The 17,509-nt window shown below is 60.9% G+C and carries 18 protein-coding genes; 14 read left to right on the forward strand and 4 right to left on the reverse strand.

Annotation, left to right across the window (positions count from 1 at the left end; genetic code table 11):
- Positions 1–14: 14 nt before the first annotated feature.
- Both BLU76_RS14140 and BLU76_RS31515 read left to right on the forward strand, forming a co-directional pair.
- A complete protein-coding gene (locus BLU76_RS14140; protein WP_072349103.1) occupies positions 15–374 on the forward strand; it encodes a DUF5064 family protein in 360 nt (119 codons plus the stop codon).
- Positions 375–660: 286 nt separating this feature from the next.
- Positions 661–837, forward strand: a complete 177-nt coding sequence (locus BLU76_RS31515) for a hypothetical protein (protein ID WP_162843733.1) — start codon at positions 661–663, stop codon at positions 835–837.
- 7 nt (positions 838–844) lie between these two features.
- On the opposite strand, the gene BLU76_RS14145 is transcribed toward BLU76_RS31515, so the two are convergent.
- A complete protein-coding gene (locus tag BLU76_RS14145; RefSeq protein WP_092223168.1) occupies positions 845–1,738 on the reverse strand; it encodes a helix-turn-helix domain-containing protein in 894 nt (297 codons plus the stop codon).
- A 175-nt stretch (positions 1,739–1,913) separates the two neighbouring features.
- On the opposite strand from BLU76_RS14145, the gene pobA reads away from it, so the two are divergent.
- Positions 1,914–3,104: a 4-hydroxybenzoate 3-monooxygenase gene (gene pobA / locus BLU76_RS14150; protein ID WP_092223170.1), complete on the forward strand. Its 1,191-nt coding sequence runs from the start codon at positions 1,914–1,916 to the stop codon at positions 3,102–3,104.
- A 51-nt stretch (positions 3,105–3,155) separates the two neighbouring features.
- On the forward strand, positions 3,156–4,691 hold the full coding sequence (locus BLU76_RS14155; RefSeq protein ID WP_092223172.1) for an MDR family MFS transporter: 1,536 nt from the start codon (positions 3,156–3,158) through the stop codon (positions 4,689–4,691).
- A 200-nt stretch (positions 4,692–4,891) separates the two neighbouring features.
- Here BLU76_RS14155 and BLU76_RS14160 read toward each other — a convergent pair whose 3' ends face one another.
- Positions 4,892–6,241: a spinster family MFS transporter gene (locus BLU76_RS14160; protein ID WP_092223175.1), complete on the reverse strand. Its 1,350-nt coding sequence runs from the start codon at positions 6,239–6,241 to the stop codon at positions 4,892–4,894.
- 352 nt (positions 6,242–6,593) lie between these two features.
- Here BLU76_RS14160 and BLU76_RS14165 point away from each other — a divergent pair, with 352 nt between their 5' ends.
- Positions 6,594–8,771: a hypothetical protein gene (locus BLU76_RS14165; protein WP_092144205.1), complete on the forward strand. Its 2,178-nt coding sequence runs from the start codon at positions 6,594–6,596 to the stop codon at positions 8,769–8,771.
- A 298-nt stretch (positions 8,772–9,069) separates the two neighbouring features.
- Here BLU76_RS14165 and BLU76_RS14170 read toward each other — a convergent pair whose 3' ends face one another.
- Both BLU76_RS14170 and BLU76_RS31520 read right to left on the reverse strand, forming a co-directional pair.
- On the reverse strand, positions 9,070–9,375 hold the full coding sequence (locus BLU76_RS14170) for a DUF2288 domain-containing protein (RefSeq protein WP_092223176.1): 306 nt from the start codon (positions 9,373–9,375) through the stop codon (positions 9,070–9,072).
- Entirely contained in the window at positions 9,372–9,533 is a 162-nt protein-coding gene (locus BLU76_RS31520) for a hypothetical protein (RefSeq protein ID WP_158265818.1), read from the reverse strand. The genes BLU76_RS14170 and BLU76_RS31520 overlap by 4 nt, the downstream gene beginning before the upstream one ends.
- Positions 9,534–9,714: 181 nt before the next feature.
- Here BLU76_RS31520 and BLU76_RS14175 point away from each other — a divergent pair, with 181 nt between their 5' ends.
- From BLU76_RS14175 to BLU76_RS14215, 9 genes are all read left to right on the forward strand, one after another.
- Positions 9,715–10,842 carry a branched-chain amino acid ABC transporter substrate-binding protein gene (locus BLU76_RS14175; protein ID WP_092223178.1) on the forward strand — a complete coding sequence of 376 codons (1,128 nt, stop codon included), beginning with the start codon at positions 9,715–9,717 and terminating at the stop codon, positions 10,840–10,842.
- A gap of 229 nt (positions 10,843–11,071) precedes the next feature.
- Positions 11,072–11,995: a high-affinity branched-chain amino acid ABC transporter permease LivH gene (gene livH, locus BLU76_RS14180; protein WP_014336891.1), complete on the forward strand. Its 924-nt coding sequence runs from the start codon at positions 11,072–11,074 to the stop codon at positions 11,993–11,995.
- Positions 11,992–13,248 (forward strand): high-affinity branched-chain amino acid ABC transporter permease LivM, encoded by a 1,257-nt coding sequence (locus tag BLU76_RS14185; RefSeq protein ID WP_063322661.1) that lies wholly within the window; start codon positions 11,992–11,994, stop codon positions 13,246–13,248. The genes livH and BLU76_RS14185 overlap by 4 nt, the downstream gene beginning before the upstream one ends.
- Positions 13,245–14,012 carry a high-affinity branched-chain amino acid ABC transporter ATP-binding protein LivG gene (livG, locus tag BLU76_RS14190; protein WP_063322662.1) on the forward strand — a complete coding sequence of 256 codons (768 nt, stop codon included), beginning with the start codon at positions 13,245–13,247 and terminating at the stop codon, positions 14,010–14,012. Before BLU76_RS14185 ends, livG begins: the two co-directional genes overlap by 4 nt.
- Positions 14,013–14,714 carry an ABC transporter ATP-binding protein gene (locus BLU76_RS14195; protein WP_063322663.1) on the forward strand — a complete coding sequence of 234 codons (702 nt, stop codon included), beginning with the start codon at positions 14,013–14,015 and terminating at the stop codon, positions 14,712–14,714. It begins immediately after the preceding gene.
- A gap of 277 nt (positions 14,715–14,991) precedes the next feature.
- A complete protein-coding gene (locus tag BLU76_RS14200) occupies positions 14,992–15,297 on the forward strand; it encodes a BufA1 family periplasmic bufferin-type metallophore (RefSeq protein WP_063322664.1) in 306 nt (101 codons plus the stop codon).
- Positions 15,298–15,324: 27 nt separating this feature from the next.
- A complete protein-coding gene (locus BLU76_RS14205) occupies positions 15,325–16,194 on the forward strand; it encodes an MNIO family bufferin maturase (RefSeq protein WP_092144203.1) in 870 nt (289 codons plus the stop codon).
- Positions 16,191–16,949, forward strand: a complete 759-nt coding sequence (locus BLU76_RS14210) for an HvfC/BufC N-terminal domain-containing protein (RefSeq protein ID WP_092223180.1) — start codon at positions 16,191–16,193, stop codon at positions 16,947–16,949. The genes BLU76_RS14205 and BLU76_RS14210 overlap by 4 nt, the downstream gene beginning before the upstream one ends.
- Positions 16,946–17,425, forward strand: coding sequence for a DoxX family protein (locus BLU76_RS14215; protein ID WP_092223182.1), 480 nt, complete (start codon positions 16,946–16,948; stop codon positions 17,423–17,425). The genes BLU76_RS14210 and BLU76_RS14215 overlap by 4 nt, the downstream gene beginning before the upstream one ends.
- Positions 17,426–17,509 lie beyond the last annotated feature (84 nt).

A 17,509-nucleotide genomic window follows, 5' to 3' on the forward strand; every position in this document is an offset into this window, starting at 1 on the left:
AAGGAGAGTTGCTTATGGCCATGTTCGAACCCGGACACCTGCACATGGAGCGCCATGCGCTGAACAAGGATGATTTCAGCTACAACCTGTGCATCGACTACAAGGTCGACCAGGACGGCAAGGAAGGCACGGGCATGTCGTTCCGGGTGCATGGCACCGTCGAAGACAAGTCACTGGACGAGACATTCTTCCTGGCCAAGGACCAGGCCTTCGACTTCGCCCGCCACGCCACGCGCATCGCCCAGAAGTATGGCTTGCCCAAGACCGCGAGCATCGGCTCGATGCACAAGTACTACGACGAAATGTTCGAAGACGTGCGCAAGCAACTGGACGTCAAGCCGGGCGACCCGATGAAGCCAGAGCACCTGGAATAACAGGCTCAGAACACTTCCATTGCTGAAGTGGACCTGTGGCGAGGGAGCTTGCTCCCGCTGGGCCCGCGCAGCGGCCCCAAAATATTGCGGTCGCTGCGCAACCGAGCGGGAGCAAGCTCCCTAGCCACAAAAAAGCACTGCATTGATCCCCAAGGAACTGGGTTCCCACCGGGTTATCAGTGCTCTGAATATCGGGTTAAACATACTCGCTGCCTGACTGGCAACTCGCCACAGCTGACCTATTCTGAAAGTAGTACCCCCGGGTATTCGTTCAGAGGTCACCGCCATGAACATTAAAACAAGAAGACGCCTCGCCATTTTTGTCACCTGCGCCGCCACGCTCGCGCTGTACGGCACTGCGGCCTATCGGGTCGAGCAGGCCAGGCAGCTGCCCCGTGAATACGCCAGTTGCAACTTCGAACGGTGCATCCCCCACAGCGCAACCCTGAACGCCCTGCGCTGAGGCGTGCTCAGTCGTCCTGTTGATCGGTCTTGAGCCGGTCCCGGAACGTCTTGGGCGAGATGCCGACGCGTCGGCGAAACAGCCGGGTGAAGTTGGTCGGATCGGAAAACCCGAGCATTTCGGAAATCTCGTAGATGGTCATGCCGGTGTAGGTCAGCAGGCGCTTGGCTTCCAGCAACTGGCGCTCATGCATGATCTGCAGCGCCGGTTGCCCCGCCAGTTCCCGGCAGGTGCCGTTGAGGTGCGACACGGAAATGCCCAAGCGGTGGGCCAGGTCTTCGACCTTGACGTGCTCGCGATAGGTTTCTTCCACCAACTGGATGAAGCCATTGAGGTATTCCCGGGCCCGTTGCGGGCGCTGGGCCTGGGTGTGTCGCTGCATCACCTGGCGGCTGACCCAGACCATGATCACGCTGACCAGCGCATGCATCAGCATTTCCCGCGCCGGTTGATGCCCCACGTACTCATTCTGCAAGGCGCTGAACAGGCTGTTGAGGTACTCGGCATTCTCGAAGGCGGGGTAGCTTTCGGCCTGGGCCAGGACGTTGACCGAATGCCCCAGTTGCGCTTGCAGGTGCGTGACCAGCGGCGCTGCCAGGGTCACCACGTAACCTTCCACATCCTCGGAAAAACGAAAGCCATGGACCGACAGCGGCGGCAGGATCTGCACGGCCGGCTCGGTGAGCAGCGTGCGCCGGCCCTCGATTTCCAGTTCCGCCTGGCCCTTGAAGACAAACAACAACTGGCACAGATCGGCATGGCGATGGGGCTTGATTTCCCATTGATGCTCGCGGCTGCGCTTGGAGATGGTCTCGCAGTGCAACAAGTCCGGCGTCGGCCATTCCTGGCTCTCGCCATAGAGCTTGAACACCGGGATCGAAGGCAGGTCAGGTTTTTTCATAACGTGGATCCGGGCCTGGGGTTGCGGGCGATAATCGCACCAATTGGCAAAAAGAACAGGTATCGGCTCAGTTTTCCCCTTCAACTGACAGGTCCGCAAGCGAAAAATGTAGGCACTCGATTTCTAATAATCAACACCGACCCTGGTCGCGTGCTTCGTGCGAGTCATAACAACAATGAAAACCCTCAAGACCCAAGTCGCTATTATCGGTGCCGGCCCCTCTGGCCTGCTACTCGGCCAGTTGCTGCACAACGCCGGGATCGACACTGTCATCCTCGAACGCCAGACCCCGGAATACGTACTGAGCCGCATCCGCGCCGGCGTGCTGGAGCAAGGCATGGTCGAACTGCTGCGCCAGGCCGGCGTTGGCCAGCGCATGGACGCCGAAGGCCTGCCCCATGATGGTTTTGAACTGGTGCTCAACGATCGACGGGTGCACATCGATCTCAAGGGCCTGACCGGTGGTAAAAACGTCATGGTCTACGGTCAGACCGAAGTGACCCGTGACTTGATGGCCGCCCGCGAAGCCGCCGGCGCCCGGACCCTGTACCTGGCCAGCAACGTCCAACCCCACGACATGCAAACCCAAACCCCTTTCGTGACCTTCGAGCATGAAGGAGAAACCTGGCGCCTGGACTGCGATTACATTGCCGGTTGCGACGGTTTCCACGGTGTAGCGCGACAGTCCATTCCTGCGGAAAAACTCAAGGTCTTCGAACGCGTCTACCCGTTTGGCTGGCTCGGCGTGCTGGCCGATACCCCGCCGGTCCACGAAGAACTGGTCTACGCTCGCCACGCGCGCGGTTTTGCCTTGTGCAGCATGCGCTCCAAGACCCGCACCCGTTATTACCTGCAAGTGCCGGCCGAGGAACAAGTGACCGACTGGCCGGACGAGCGTTTCTGGGGCGAACTGAAAAACCGCCTGCCCGCAGACCTGGCCGCAGCCCTGGTGACCGGCCCGTCCATCGAGAAAAGCATCGCCCCGCTGCGCAGCTTCGTGGTCGAGCCGATGCAGTATGGGCGGATGTTCCTGGTGGGCGATGCGGCCCACATCGTCCCGCCCACTGGCGCCAAAGGGCTGAACCTGGCGGCCAGCGATGTCAGCACGCTGTTCAACATCCTGCTCAAGGTCTATCGCGACGGCCGTGTGGATCTGCTGCAGAAGTATTCGGCCATCTGCCTGCGGCGCGTCTGGAAAGCCGAACGGTTCTCCTGGTGGATGACCTCGATGCTGCACCGCTTCGACGAGGATGCCTTCAACCAGCGTATCAGCGAAGCCGAGCTGGAATATTTCGTCGACTCCGAGGCCGGTCGCAAGACCATCGCGGAAAATTACGTCGGACTTCCTTACGAGGCTATCGAATAGTCGCCTATCGACTTAAACTGCGGGTTTCGTCCATTTTGCCTCTCCGGCGCGATGCCCGCAGGTTCTGCCTTGACTCGGTTCAATACGCTCCAAGCCCCAAAACCGGCCATCCGCAGCGTGCTGGTAGCCCTGATGCTGGCGATTTTCCTGGGGGCGCTGGACCAGACCATCGTCGCCGTCTCGATGCCGGCCATCTCCGCACAGTTTGCCGACGTCAGCCTGCTGGCCTGGGTGATTTCCGGCTACATGGTCGCCATGACCGTGGCGGTGCCGATCTACGGCAAGCTCGGTGACCTCTACGGTCGCCGGCCGCTGATGCTGTTCGGCATGGGCTTGTTCACCCTGGCCTCGCTGTTCTGCGGCCTGGCACAAGACATGGAGCAATTGGTGCTGGCGCGGATTTTCCAGGGCATCGGCGCCGGCGGGATGATTTCGGTGAGCCAGGCGATCATCGGCGACATCATCCCGCCCCGCGAACGCGGTCGCTACCAGGGTTATTTCAGCAGCATGTACGCGGTGGCCAGCGTGGCCGGGCCGGTGCTCGGCGGCTACATGACCGAGTACCTGTCGTGGCGCTGGGTGTTCTGGATCAACCTGCCGCTGGGCCTGGTGGCCTGGTGGGTCGCCCGACGCAGCCTGGTCGGGCTGCCAGCGCCGCAACGCACGCCGATCATTGATTACCTGGGCACCGTGTTGCTGATCATCGGCCTGACGGCGCTGCTGCTGGGGATTACCCAGGTCGGCCAGGGTCATGCCTGGCACAGCCGTGAAGTGTTGGGGTTGCTGGGTTGCGCAGGCGCAGCGCTGGGGGTGTTCGCCTGGCACGAGCGCCGGGCGCGGGAGCCGTTGTTGCCGATGCACCTGTTCGCCAACCGCGATGCGGTGCTGTGTTGGTGCACGGTGTTCTTCACCAGCTTCCAGGCGATTTCCCTGACGGTGCTGGTGCCGTTGCGCTTCCAGAGCGTGACCGGCGCCGGTGCCGACAGTGCGGCGTTGCACTTGTTGCCGCTGGCGATAGGGCTGCCGGTCGGCGCGTATTTCGCCGGACGCCGGACCTCGGTCACGGGGCGCTACAAGCCGATGATCCTGGGCGGCGCCCTGCTCTTCCCGTTCGCTATCCTCGGCATGGCCTTCACCCCGCCCGCCGCGCTCTGGCTGAGCAGCCTGTTCATGCTGCTCAGCGGCATCGCCTCCGGCATGCAGTTTCCCACGTCACTGGTGGGTGCGCAGAACGCCGTACACCAACAGGACATCGGCGTCGCCACCAGCACCACCAACCTGTTCCGCGCCCTTGGCGGCGCGGTGGGCGTGGCACTGATGTCAGCGTTGCTGCTGGCCTTGCTGCATAATTCCAGCTTCGCCCAGCTCGCCAGCTCGTCGTTGATCGGTGAAGGGCATTCCGGCAGCGTCTTGCTGGACGGCCTGAACGCCGCCCCGGGCGAGGCGCAGAACGCCTTGCGCCAGGAATTGCAGGCGACGTTCCGCCATTTGCTGGTGATCAGCGCGGCGGTGTCGTTGCTGGGGCTGGCGGCGGCGGTGGTGATGCCCAATCAACTGCTGCGTGGGCGAGAGGATAAGGTTCACTAGGCAGATAGAGCCGCAGCCCCACAGGCCTGTGATCGAACCAGCCCCGTGGTTCAACACAGAACCCTGTGGCGAGGGAGCTTGCTCCCGCTGGGCTGCGCAGCAGACCCAAAAATTCAGTGTCCGCCGGTACAGTAGAGGGCCGCTTCGCGCCCCAGCGGGAGCAAGCTCCCTCGCCACAGGGGAACGGTGTATGGCTTTAGTCAAACCGTCGCCGCCACACTTCCCGGCACCACCACCACACTCATCCCCTCCTTCATCCGCTTGGCATCGCGCACAAAACAACGTGACGCCAGGAACAGGAACACCATGGTCAGGAACAGCGCCACCGGGATCAGGTACATCGCGTCATGCAGGCCGATGGCCTTGAACGCTTCTGTCATCTGCTCGACTCCGGCTGCGGCCATGGCCGTGCGGGCGAAGTAGTCGGACAAGCCGCCCACCACCACCGGCCCCAGGCCGCCGCCAAGCAAATACAGCCCCGCAAAGTACAACGCCATCGCCGTGGCGCGCAGGCGCGGCTCCACCACGTCCTGGATCGCGGTGTAGACGCAGGTGTAGAAGTTATAGGCAAACAGCCAACCCACGCTGAACACCGCCACGAACACGCCGATTTCAATGCGCCCGGCATGCAGGGCCCATGCTGTGGTGACCGTCGAAATCGCCAGGCTGAACGCTGCAAACAGCAGGCGGCCGTTGGGCACGCGCTGGTGGATCTTGTCCGCGACCCAGCCGCCCAGGGTGAGCCCGAACAACCCCGTCACGCCCACCATGATCCCGGTGGCCACCGCCGCCTCGTGCAACGGCATCAGGAAATAGCGTTGCAGCATCGGCACCAGGAAGGAGTTGCAGGCATAGGTGGCGAAGTTGAAGCACAACCCAGCCAACACCAACCACAGGAACGTGGGAATCGCCAGCACCCGACGGATCGGCCGGTCGATCTTTTCCTGGGACACCTGCACGGTTTCCGCCGCGCCGCGCTTGGGTTCCTTGATGAAGAACATGAATAGCGCCAGCACCAAGCCTGGCACAGCCGCGATAAAGAACGGCGCGCGCCAACTGTCGAACGCCTTGACCATCGCCCCGATGGTGAAGAACGCCAGCAGCAAGCCAATCGGCAGGCCCAGCATGAAGATGCCCATGGCCCGCGCCCGGCGATGGGCCGGGAACAGATCGCCAATCAGTGAGTTGGCCGCTGGGGCATAACTCGCCTCGCCGATCCCGACGCCCATGCGCACCACCAGGAACGCCCAGAAACTGCCCACCAGGCCGTTGACCGCCGTCAGCGCGCTCCAGGTCGCCAGGCCCCAGCCCATCAACTTGCTGCGCGAACCGGTATCGGCCAAGCGTCCCAATGGCAACCCGGCAATGGCGTAGACGATGGTGAAAGCGGTGCCGATGATGCCGATCTGGAAGTCGCTGAGACTCCACTCCATGCGGATCGGCTCGATGATGATCGCCGGGATGGTGCGGTCGAAGAAGTTGAACAGGTTGGCCAAAAACAACAGGAACAGAATGCGCCAGGCATTCGCCGCTTGGGTCGAGTTCTGCATGGGTCCGTCTCTTTTATTGTTATGGAGCATTAGCGGAATCTGCAATCTAGACAGCGGCGCGCGGGCTGTCTCCAATCATTCGCAAGGCTGATACCCACCCATGGCAAGCGGCGCGTTTCTTGATAACGGTCAATTTCCTGTAACAATTGCCATCATTTCGCCCATTCTTGATTAAAGATCGTCTGCCGGTGGCCGATTCAACCTATCAGGAAAGAATCTCTCGAGCTGCCCCCCAGGCTATAGCCCTGGACGCTCGGGGCCGACCTTCGCGCCATCCAGGACGCGAGCTCCCATCCGCGATGGTTCGATGACAGCGCTCGTCGAGCCAACCAGTTCAGGCAAATGGCGCACAATGACTTCCAAAAAAACAGCCACTGCGGTATCCGATCTGACCCTGAGCCCAGCCGCCAATGGCCCTGAAGCCTCGAAACCATCGAGCAGCTCGCGTCCCCTGTCGACTCAGCAGTATCTGTATTTCACCGAAACCAACACCGACCGCATCCTCGACAACCTCGACGGCCTGCGCGACGCGGTGTTCCCACGACCGCCCCATCTGGTAGAGGACGAGAGCGACCGCACTCAGCAGGAGTTCCCCTCGGTCTGCCTGATCGGCCTGGGCCGCTGCGGCTCCAACATCGCCCTCGACGTGGCGGAGCTGGTGTACAACGCCCGCAAGTTCTACCTCAACGAATTCAATGCTGAAGACAAGGCCTACAGCGACAAGGGCTACAGCCCCGCGCAGTGGATCCGCAACAATCTGCGCCTGGGCACCAGCAAGGCCAGCAAACCGGTGTTCCTGGTGGAACCGCTGGTGATGCTCGGCGACCTGGACAAGGACATCGCCGGGCGCATCCGTTTCTCGCGCAAGGGTGAGAAAAGCGGCTTTTTGCGCGACTACAGCAAGATGAAAATCATGGACCTCTCGGAAGTCCACGCCGGTGGCGCCGGTAACGCGCCGATCCTGGGCCAATACCTGGCCAAGATCATCCTGAACAAGGACACCCAGCGCTTCTCCAGCCCCGACTGGAAAATGATCCACTCGTACCTGATCGACAGCTGCGGCATCAAGGCCAACCAGTCGCGCCTGTACTTCTCGATCTTCAGTGCCGGCGGCGGTACCGGCTCGGGCATGGCCTCGGAATTCGGCCTGGCCCAGCAGTACTCGTACATGAACAAGACGTTCGACACCAAGCCGATGGACGAACACGACAGCAAGAGCGGTCATTCCTTCGTCTTCGAGCCGATCTTCACCAGCGGCATCTGCGTGCTGCCGAACATCTCCGATCACCGTAGCGAAATGTCCGAGGCTTTGCACATCAACGCCGGGCGCCTGCTGTGCAAGTACCTGTCGGAAGAATGGGATTTCTCGTACAACTTCGCCAATGAAGACAGCAGCGAAGCCAGCGTGATGGGGCGTATCCGCCCCTGGAACGCGATGATGCTGATCTCCAACGACATCATGCGCTACGCCGAAGAAAGCGATGACGGCAACATCCAGAACATTGACGTCAATGCCATGGAGAAGCACGCCAACCAGTACATCTCCCAGCAGATCTTCAACATCCTGACGGCCCAGGCCGTGACCACCGACTACGACCAGAACTATTTCCGTCGTGCCGGCATCGACATCGGCGAAACCATTCGCCTGGACGCCAACGACCTGTTCATGAGCCTGGCCGGCCCGGTGGCGATTGCCTACGCCGAATCCGTCGTCCCGGAAACCCCGGCGCCCAGCGGCGACAAGTTCAAGGTGTTCGAGAAAGAACCGCCGCGCCTGAACATCGACGACCTGTTCTTCCGCTCCATCGACCTGCCGCACTTCAACAAAGTCACCCAGGCCATCGAAGGCATCAGCCTGCTGCCGATCGAATCCAAGCGCTACCGCGCCTCGCTGGAGCAGTACAAGAATTCCGGCTACGACGCCGCGGCCCTGCATGACCTGCACTTCTTCAAGAATTGCTCGTCGGTGGTGTCCATCGTCTCCCTGCCCAAGGACTACAAGCTGTCCTACATGGACCTGAACCGGCTCAAGACCCACCTCAACAGCCTGTTCCCCAACACCACCCTCAAGCGTTACGCGTTGGTGATCGGCGCGTCGGCCAACCTGTCGTTGACCACCCTGATCGCCAAGAGCCCGTGCCTGTCGGATGATTTCCTGACCCTGATCGTGGCCTTCATCAAACGTTGCTTCGCCCGCACGCCATACCGCTTCGACGACACCCTGGACAACTCGATCCTGGACTTCATCATCAATGAAGATTTCGACGAAGAACGGATCGACGACCTGCTCAACGAATTCGAAAACCCGGCGAAGATCCTCGACACCAACTGGTACGCGATCAAGCCGATGTACGAGAAGAAGTACCGCGAGCTGATCAGTGACAAGGACAAGTTCGTCTCGATCAACGATATCCGCCTGTCCCGCGACTGCGTGAAAAAGGCCATCAAGTACCTGCGCGAGATCTACCGTCACCGCATTGGCAAGACCAAGGTCATTTCCTTGAATAACCATACTGGCAGGACTTACTGAGGCCAGGCGCAGCACTGCGTCGCGCCTTTCGCGAGCAGGCTCGTTCCCACATGGAACCGCGTTTTTTCAGAAGGAATGCGGCCCACTGTGGGGGCGAGCCTGCTCGCGAAGGCGGCCTTGAACACACACTGGGACAACATCCAGAAACAATTGAGCAGCCCAAAGGCTGCTCTATGAACTGTTCCCGTTACGTATACGTCACCCTGCCATGTGGCGTTTCGCCACGGCAGGAAGCCATCACGCTACTCACCTACACACTTTATTGCTTACCCGAACACGAACCAACCTGGTGCATTGATCAGTTCGATGCCCTTTCCTGGATCATAATCCAGGGCGAAACCACCACCGCCCAAAGCTGCGGATCGCGTTCCAGAAAATCCAGCGCCCGCGTTTCAGACAGCTTGGCGAGCTGGTCGGCGGCCAGCCAGGCGGCGACTTTAGTACCTTCGTCCCGGGCGACGGCCTCGGCGGCGGCGATCAAATCCAGTGCCGGATCGACCCACAATAGGGCACCCTTGGCAAAGAACGGCTCCAGCTCTTTCCAGGTGATGGATGCGGTTTCACCAAGCAGCTTGGCATAGAGGGTGCTAGGTTCTTGATTCATGGGACCTGTCCGGAAAAGAAATCGGCGCGAATGATAACGTCGGTGGTCTGGCAGAAAAACCCGGTAGCAATTGCAGTACCGATTGAAAAGCGCAGGAAAGCCAAGGATTGCCGATATGACCGGACAAACCCCGCCGCCATTCTGTCTTTTTCTTTCAATTAAGCGACACCCTCAGGTTTTGCCCCCAAGCGCCAGCTTCCCTTGCCAACAATCGGCGCTCTACACTGTACCGGTACAGTTGCCGGGGGCATTTTCCGCGAGGGTATCCAAGATATCTGACCCGGTTCTGCTGCTACGGCGCCAGGACTATAAAAACTACAACAGCATGAGTGGAGCACTATGACTAAGGCTACTAAGCAGATTTCCAAACTGTTTGCCGCTATGGTTCTGGCCGGGGTTGCCAGCCATTCGTTCGCCGCCGACACCATCAAGATCGGCATCGCCGGCCCAAAAACCGGCCCTGTAGCCCAATACGGCGACATGCAATTCAGTGGCTCCAAAATGGCCATCGAGCAGATCAACGCCAAGGGTGGCGTCAACGGCAAGCAACTCGTCGCCGTTGAGTACGATGACGCCTGCGATCCAAAACAAGCGGTCGCGGTCGCGAACAAAGTCGTCAACGACGGCATCAAGTTCGTGGTCGGCCACCTGTGCTCCAGCTCCACCCAGCCGGCTTCGGACATCTATGAAGACGAAGGCGTGGTCATGATCACCCCGGCCGCTACCAGCCCGGACATCACCGCTCGCGGCTACAAGATGATCTTCCGCACCATCGGCCTGGACAGCGCCCAAGGCCCTGCGGCCGGCAACTACATCGCCGACCACGTCAAGCCGAAGATCGTTGCGGTCCTGCACGACAAGCAGCAGTACGGTGAAGGCATCGCCAGCGCCGTGAAGAAAACCCTCGAAGACAAAGGCGTGAAAGTGGCCGTCTTCGAAGGCGTGAACGCCGGCGACAAAGACTTCTCCTCGATGATCGCCAAGCTCAAGCAAGCCAACGTCGACTTCGTCTACTACGGCGGCTACCACCCGGAACTGGGCCTGATCCTGCGTCAATCCCAGGAAAAAGGCCTGAAAGCCAAGTTCATGGGTCCGGAAGGCGTGGGTAACGACTCCATCTCGCAGATCGCCAAGGAATCTTCCGAAGGCTTGCTGGTAACCCTGCCGAAATCTTTCGACCAGGACCCTGCCAACGTCGCCCTGGCTGACGCGTTCAAGGCCAAGAAAGAAGACCCAAGCGGTCCGTTCGTGTTCCCGTCCTACTCTGCAGTGACCGTGATCGCCGACGCCATCAAGGCCGCCAAGAGTGAAGACGCGGCCAAAGTGGCTGAAGCCATCCATGCCGGCACCTTCAAGACCCCAACCGGTGACCTGAGCTTCGACGCGAAGGGCGACCTGAAGGACTTCAAGTTCGTGGTCTACGAGTGGCATTTCGGCAAACCTAAAACCGAAGCTTCGCCTCAGTAAGGCCTGGCCTGACTGACTGCCAATAAAGCCCACGGCGTGCCGTGGGCTTTGTTTTAAATGTATTGGGCCGCGCTGGCGTGATCCGCCAGTCTCCCCACCTGAAAATCTCAAAACCGTCATCAGCGGTTCGCTGGCAAACCTCGTGCTCGAAGTGGATGCAGATCCACGGGGCCGGGCGGGAAAATGACTCCACCAGTGAAATGCGTATCAGGTTTTTAGGAGCGCTGTAATGCCTGACATCTATCACTTCTTCCAGCAGCTGGTTAACGGCCTGACCGTTGGCAGCACGTATGCCCTGATCGCCATCGGCTATACGATGGTCTACGGCATCATTGGAATGATCAACTTCGCCCACGGCGAGGTGTACATGATCGGCTCCTACGTGGCGTTCATCGCCATCGCCGGGCTGGCCATGATGGGACTCGACAGTGTCCCGCTGTTGATGACCGCGGCTTTCATCGCGAGCATCGTCGTCACCAGCTCCTATGGCTACAGCATCGAACGGATCGCCTACCGCCCCCTGCGCGGCAGCAACCGTCTGATCCCGTTGATTTCCGCCATCGGCATGTCGATCTTCCTGCAGAACACGGTACTGCTTTCGCAAGACTCCAAGGACAAATCCATACCCAACCTGATTCCCGGCAACTTTGCCATCGGGCCAGGTGGGGCACATGAAGTGCTGATTTCCTACATGCAAATCGTGGTGTTCGTGGTGACCCTGGTCGCCATGCTCGGCCTGACGCTGTTCATCTCCCGTTCCCGCCTGGGCCGCGCCTGTCGCGCCTGTGCCGAGGACATCAAGATGGCCAACCTGCTGGGCATCAACACCAACAACATCATCGCCCTGACCTTCGTCATCGGTGCGGCCCTGGCGGCCATCGCCGCGGTGCTGTTGAGCATGCAATACGGCGTGATCAACCCCAACGCCGGCTTCCTCGTCGGCCTGAAAGCCTTCACCGCCGCGGTACTGGGCGGCATCGGCAGCATTCCCGGCGCGATGCTCGGCGGGCTGGTACTGGGCGTGGCGGAAGCCTTTGGCGCCGACATCTTCGGCGACCAGTACAAGGACGTCGTGGCATTCGGCTTGTTGGTTCTGGTTCTGTTATTCCGGCCGACCGGCATCCTGGGCCGTCCGGAGGTTGAGAAAGTATGACTAGGCATCTCAAATCGGCGCTCTTCAGCGCCCTGCTGGTCTGGGCCGTGGCCTACCCGGTACTGGGTCTTAAACTGACCATCGTCGGTATCAACCTGGAAGTGCACGGCACCAGCCCGGCCATCCTGGCGACCATCGCCGTGTGTTCGCTGCTGATGTTCCTGCGGGTGCTGTTCAGCACACAGATCAGCGCCATGTGGAAGTCGTCGCCCGGCCTGCCGGTGATCCCGGCCAAGGCCAGCAACTTCCTGACCCTGCCGACCACCCAGCGCTGGATCGTCCTGGCCCTGATCGTTGGCGCACTGGTGTGGCCGTTCTTCGGCTCCCGTGGCGCGGTGGACATCGCCACGCTGATCCTGATCTACGTGATGCTCGGCCTTGGCCTGAACATCGTGGTAGGCCTGGCCGGCCTGCTGGACCTGGGTTATGTCGGCTTCTACGCCGTCGGTGCCTACAGCTATGCGCTGCTGTCCCACTACTTCGGCCTGAGCTTCTGGATCTGCCTGCCGATCGCCGGGATGATGGCCGCCACCTTCGGTTTCCTGCTGGGGTTCCCGGTCCTGCGCTTGCGCGGTGACTACCTGGCCATCGTGACCCTGGGTTTTGGCGAGATCATCCGTCTGTTCCTGCGCAACCTGACCGACATCACCGGTGGCCCGAACGGCATCAGCAACATCGAGAAACCGACGTTCTTCGGCCTGACCTTCGAACGTAAAGCCGCCGAAGGCCTGCAAACCTTCCACGAGTACTTCGGCCTGGAATACAACTCGATCAACAAGGTGATTTTCCTCTACCTGGTTGCCCTGTTGCTGGCCCTGGCCGCGCTGTTCGTCATCAACCGGCTGCTGCGCATGCCGATCGGTCGCGCCTGGGAGGCACTGCGTGAAGACGAAATCGCTTGCCGCGCCCTGGGTCTCAACCCAACCGTGATCAAACTGTCGGCGTTTACCCTCGGCGCTGCGTTCGCCGGTTTTGCCGGCAGTTTCTTCGCCGCCCGCCAGGGCCTGGTGACGCCGGAATCCTTCACCTTCATCGAGTCGGCGATCATCCTCGCCATCGTGGTGCTGGGTGGGATGGGCTCGCAGTTGGGCGTGATCCTGGCGGCCATCGTGATGATCCTGCTGCCTGAAATGATGCGTGAATTCAGCGAATACCGCATGTTGATGTTCGGTGCCCTGATGGTGCTGATGATGATCTGGCGTCCTCAAGGTCTGCTGCCTATGCAACGCCCCCACATGGAGCTGCGCAAATGAGCCGCGAGATCCTGAAAGTCGAAAACTTGAGCATGCGCTTCGGCGGTTTGCTGGCGGTCAACGGCGTGGCCCTGACCGTGAAAGAGAAGCAAGTGGTTGCCCTGATCGGGCCGAACGGCGCGGGCAAGACCACCGTGTTCAACTGCCTGACCGGCTTCTACCAGCCCACCGGCGGCACCATCCTGCTGGACGGCGAGCCGATCCAGGGCCTGCCCGGCCACCACATCGCCCGCAAGGGTGTGGTACGCACCTTCCAGAACGTGCGGCTGTTCAAGGACATGACGGCGGTCGAGAACCTGCTGATCGCCCAACATCGTCATTTGAACACCAACTTCTTTGCCGGCCTGTTCAAGACCCCGGCGTTCCGCAAAAGCGAACGCGAGGCCATGGAGTACGCCGAGTACTGGCTGGACAAGGTCAACCTCACCGAGTTTGCCAACCGTCCCGCCGGCACCCTGGCCTACGGTCAGCAACGGCGCCTGGAAATCGCCCGCTGCATGATGACCCGTCCGCGGATCCTCATGCTCGACGAGCCGGCCGCCGGCCTGAACCCCAAGGAAACCGAAGACCTGAAAGCCCTGATCGGCGTGCTGCGTGAAGAGCACAACGTCACCGTGCTGCTGATCGAGCACGACATGAAGCTGGTCATGAGCATTTCCGACCACATCGTCGTGATCAACCAGGGCACGCCCCTGGCCGACGGTACGCCGGAACAGATCCGCGACAATCCTGAAGTGATCAAAGCCTACCTGGGGGAAGCGTAAATGCTGCAATTCGAAAACGTTTCCACCTTCTACGGCAAGATCCAGGCCTTGCACAGCGTCAACGTCGAAGTCCGCCAGGGCGAAATCGTCACGCTGATCGGTGCCAACGGTGCCGGCAAATCCACCCTGCTGATGACGCTCTGCGGTTCGCCCCAGGCCCACAGCGGCAGCATCCGCTACATGGGTGAGGAACTGGTGGGCCAGGACTCGTCGCACATCATGCGCAAGAGCATCGCGGTGGTGCCGGAAGGTCGTCGGGTATTTGCCCGGCTGACGGTGGAAGAAAACCTCGCCATGGGCGGATTCTTCACCGACAAGGGCGACTATCAGGAACAGATGGACAAGGTCCTGCACCTTTTCCCACGCCTGAAAGAACGCTTCACCCAGCGCGGCGGCACCATGTCCGGCGGTGAACAGCAAATGCTCGCCATCGGTCGTGCGCTGATGAGCAAACCCAAGCTGCTGCTGCTCGACGAACCGTCCCTGGGTCTGGCACCGATCATCATCCAGCAGATCTTCGACATCATCGAACAACTGCGCAAGGACGGCGTAACGGTGTTCCTGGTGGAGCAGAACGCCAACCAGGCGCTGAAAATCGCCGACCGGGCGTACGTGCTGGAAAACGGTCGCGTGGTGATGCAAGGCACCGGTGAGGCCCTGCTGACCGACCCGAAAGTGCGTGAGGCGTACCTGGGCGGTTGAGTCTGTCGCAGTAAAAAAACGGCCTTCGGGCCGTTTTTTTTCGCCCGGGCCAGCCGCAATCCCCTGTGGCGAGGGAGCTTGCTCCCGCTGGGTCGCGCAGCGGCCCCAAGATTTTACGGTCGCTGCGCAACCGAGCGGGAGCAAGCTCCCTCGCCACAGTTTTGGGGACAACCGAAAAAAATTCTACAGCCGCTGTAACACTCCCCCACCTCCCTTCTCTAGTACAGCAGACCGGCGCTGACGCCGGTTCATTTCCCTGAATGACTGGAGAATCATCATGACTGCTTCGACCCGCACCCTGTCCGCCACCGCCCTGATCCTGGCCCTGGGTTCTGCCCTGAGCATGACAGCCGTCTCGACCGTCCACGCAGCCGACGACACCATGGAAAAATGCTTCGGCGTTGCCCTCAAAGGCAAGAACGACTGCGCCGCCGGCGCCGGCACCACCTGCGCCGGTACGGCAAAAATGGACTATCAGGGCAACGCCTGGAAATCGGTCCCCAAAGGCACTTGCACCACCACCAAAAGCGAAACCTCCCCGACTGGTTTCGGCCAGCTTGAAGCGTTCAAAGCCAAGTCCTGATCGCATCTGCCTGAGGCCTCTGCCACCATGTTGAATACCCCATCCCTCGCCACTGATAACCGGCTGCCGCCAAGGGCAGGGCTGGGGCTCAAGAGCGAGCATTTTCGCGAGATACTCCAGGCCCGACCGGACCTGGGCTTTTTCGAAGTGCACGCGGAAAACTACATGGTGGCCGGCGGGCCGCTTCATCACTTCCTGGGGCGGATACGCGAACAGTACCCGCTGTCGCTGCACGGTGTCGGCCTGTCGATCGGTGGGGAGGGGCCGCTGGATATCGCGCATTTGCAGCGCCTGGCTGCATTGATCGACCGCTATCAGCCCCAATCCTTTTCCGAACACCTGGCCTGGTCCAGCCACGGCCCGGTGTTCCTCAATGACCTGCTCCCCCTGGCCTACGACGAAGCGACCCTCGACCGCGTCTGCGAACACGTCGACCAGGTGCAATCCAGCCTCAAACGTACGCTGCTGCTGGAGAATCCGGCGACCTATCTGGCATTCGAAGCCTCGACACTCGACGAGCCGCACTTCATGAGCGAAGTCATTCGTCGCACCGGCTGCGGCCTGCTGCTGGATGTGAACAACGTCTACGTTTCGTGCGTCAACCACTGCCGCGATCCACTGGCCTACCTCGACGCCCTGCCCCTGCAAGCGACCGGCGAAATCCACCTGGCCGGTTTTGCCGAAGACACCGACAGCCTTGGCGAGCGCCTGTTGATAGACGACCACGGCGCGCCAATCGATAACGCAGTCTGGCAACTGTACCTCAAGGTTCTGGCGCAGACCGGGCCGGTAGCCACCTTGATCGAGCGCGACAACCACATCCCCCCATGGGAAGTGCTGCTGGCCGAAGCGCGCCAGGCCGATCAGCTTTTAAATGCCGTTGGAGCCCGATCATGAGCGACCAGTGCACATTCGCCGCCGCCCTGCTCGACCCGCGCAAGGCTTGCCCCTCCGGCCTGCTCAGCGCCAATGGCGCCGACCCGCAGAGTCGCTTCGCGGTGTACCGCAACAACGTGCTCAGCTCATTGATCAACGCCCTGGCCGACAATTACCCGGTGGTGGCGCAACTGGTGGGCGAGGAATTTTTCCGAGGCATGGCTGGGGTCTACGTCCAGTCGGCGCCACCGCGAAGCCCGGTGATGAACGACTACGGGGATGATTTCGCCGGCTTCATCGAACGCTTCGAACCCGCCGCCTGCGTACCGTACCTGGCGGATGTCGCCCGACTGGAGCGACTGCACGTGCAGGCCTGGCATGCCGCCGACGCCGAGCCCATGGCCGCAGAACGGATCGTCGAGGTGCTGTCATCCGCCACACAGACAAAGCACCTGAAGATCGGTCTGCACCCGTCACTGCGGCTGCTGCACTCGCCCTTCGCCGTGGTGACGATCTGGGCCGCCCATCAGCACGAGACACCCGTGCCGTTCGAGGCGTTTTCTGCGCAAAACGCCTTGGTGCTGCGCAACGGCCTCGAGGTGCAAGTGTTCGCGATCAATCACGCGGCCCACGGGTTCATCACCGCCCTGCAACAGGGGCTGTCCCTGGCCGCTGCCATTGAAGCCTCAATCGACCTCGACCTGGAACCGACCCTGGCGGGGCTCATTCGTCACAGCGCTATCACTCACCTCCTAGCTGAACAGGTATCCCCATGAACGCCCTGATTGCCGGTTTCATTCAATGGCTGGAGAAAATCCCCCACAGCCTGATCGCCTTCATCGCGCGATTCTCGATTGCCGCGGTGTTCTGGAAATCTGGCCAGACCAAAATCGAAGGATTGGCCATCGACCTGGTCGACGGCACCTTCCAGGTCGGTCTGCCGCGGCTGGCGGACTCGACCATTCCCCTGTTCAAAAGCGAATACGCCCTGCCGCTGCTGTCGCCGGAACTGGCTGCGCACTTGGCGGCCTCTGCCGAGCATGTATTTCCGGTGCTGATCCTGCTTGGCCTGGCGACGCGCTTTTCAGCGCTGGCCTTGCTGGGCATGACCTTGACCATCCAACTGTTCGTCTACCCGGACGCCTACCCGACCCATGGTACCTGGGCGGCGGTATTGCTCTACCTGATGGCCCGTGGGCCTGGGGTGTTGTCGATCGATCACTTGATAGCCAAGCGTTACACCCACGGCTGAACACAGATCCTCTTACAGATCCCACAGGGGATCTGGACAGGTCGAAACATCCAAGCCACCCACAGGGGTTGTCCAACGGATGGA

Source organism: Pseudomonas sp. NFACC08-1 (assembly GCF_900106735.1).
GTDB lineage: Bacteria > Pseudomonadota > Gammaproteobacteria > Pseudomonadales > Pseudomonadaceae > Aquipseudomonas > Aquipseudomonas fluorescens_Q.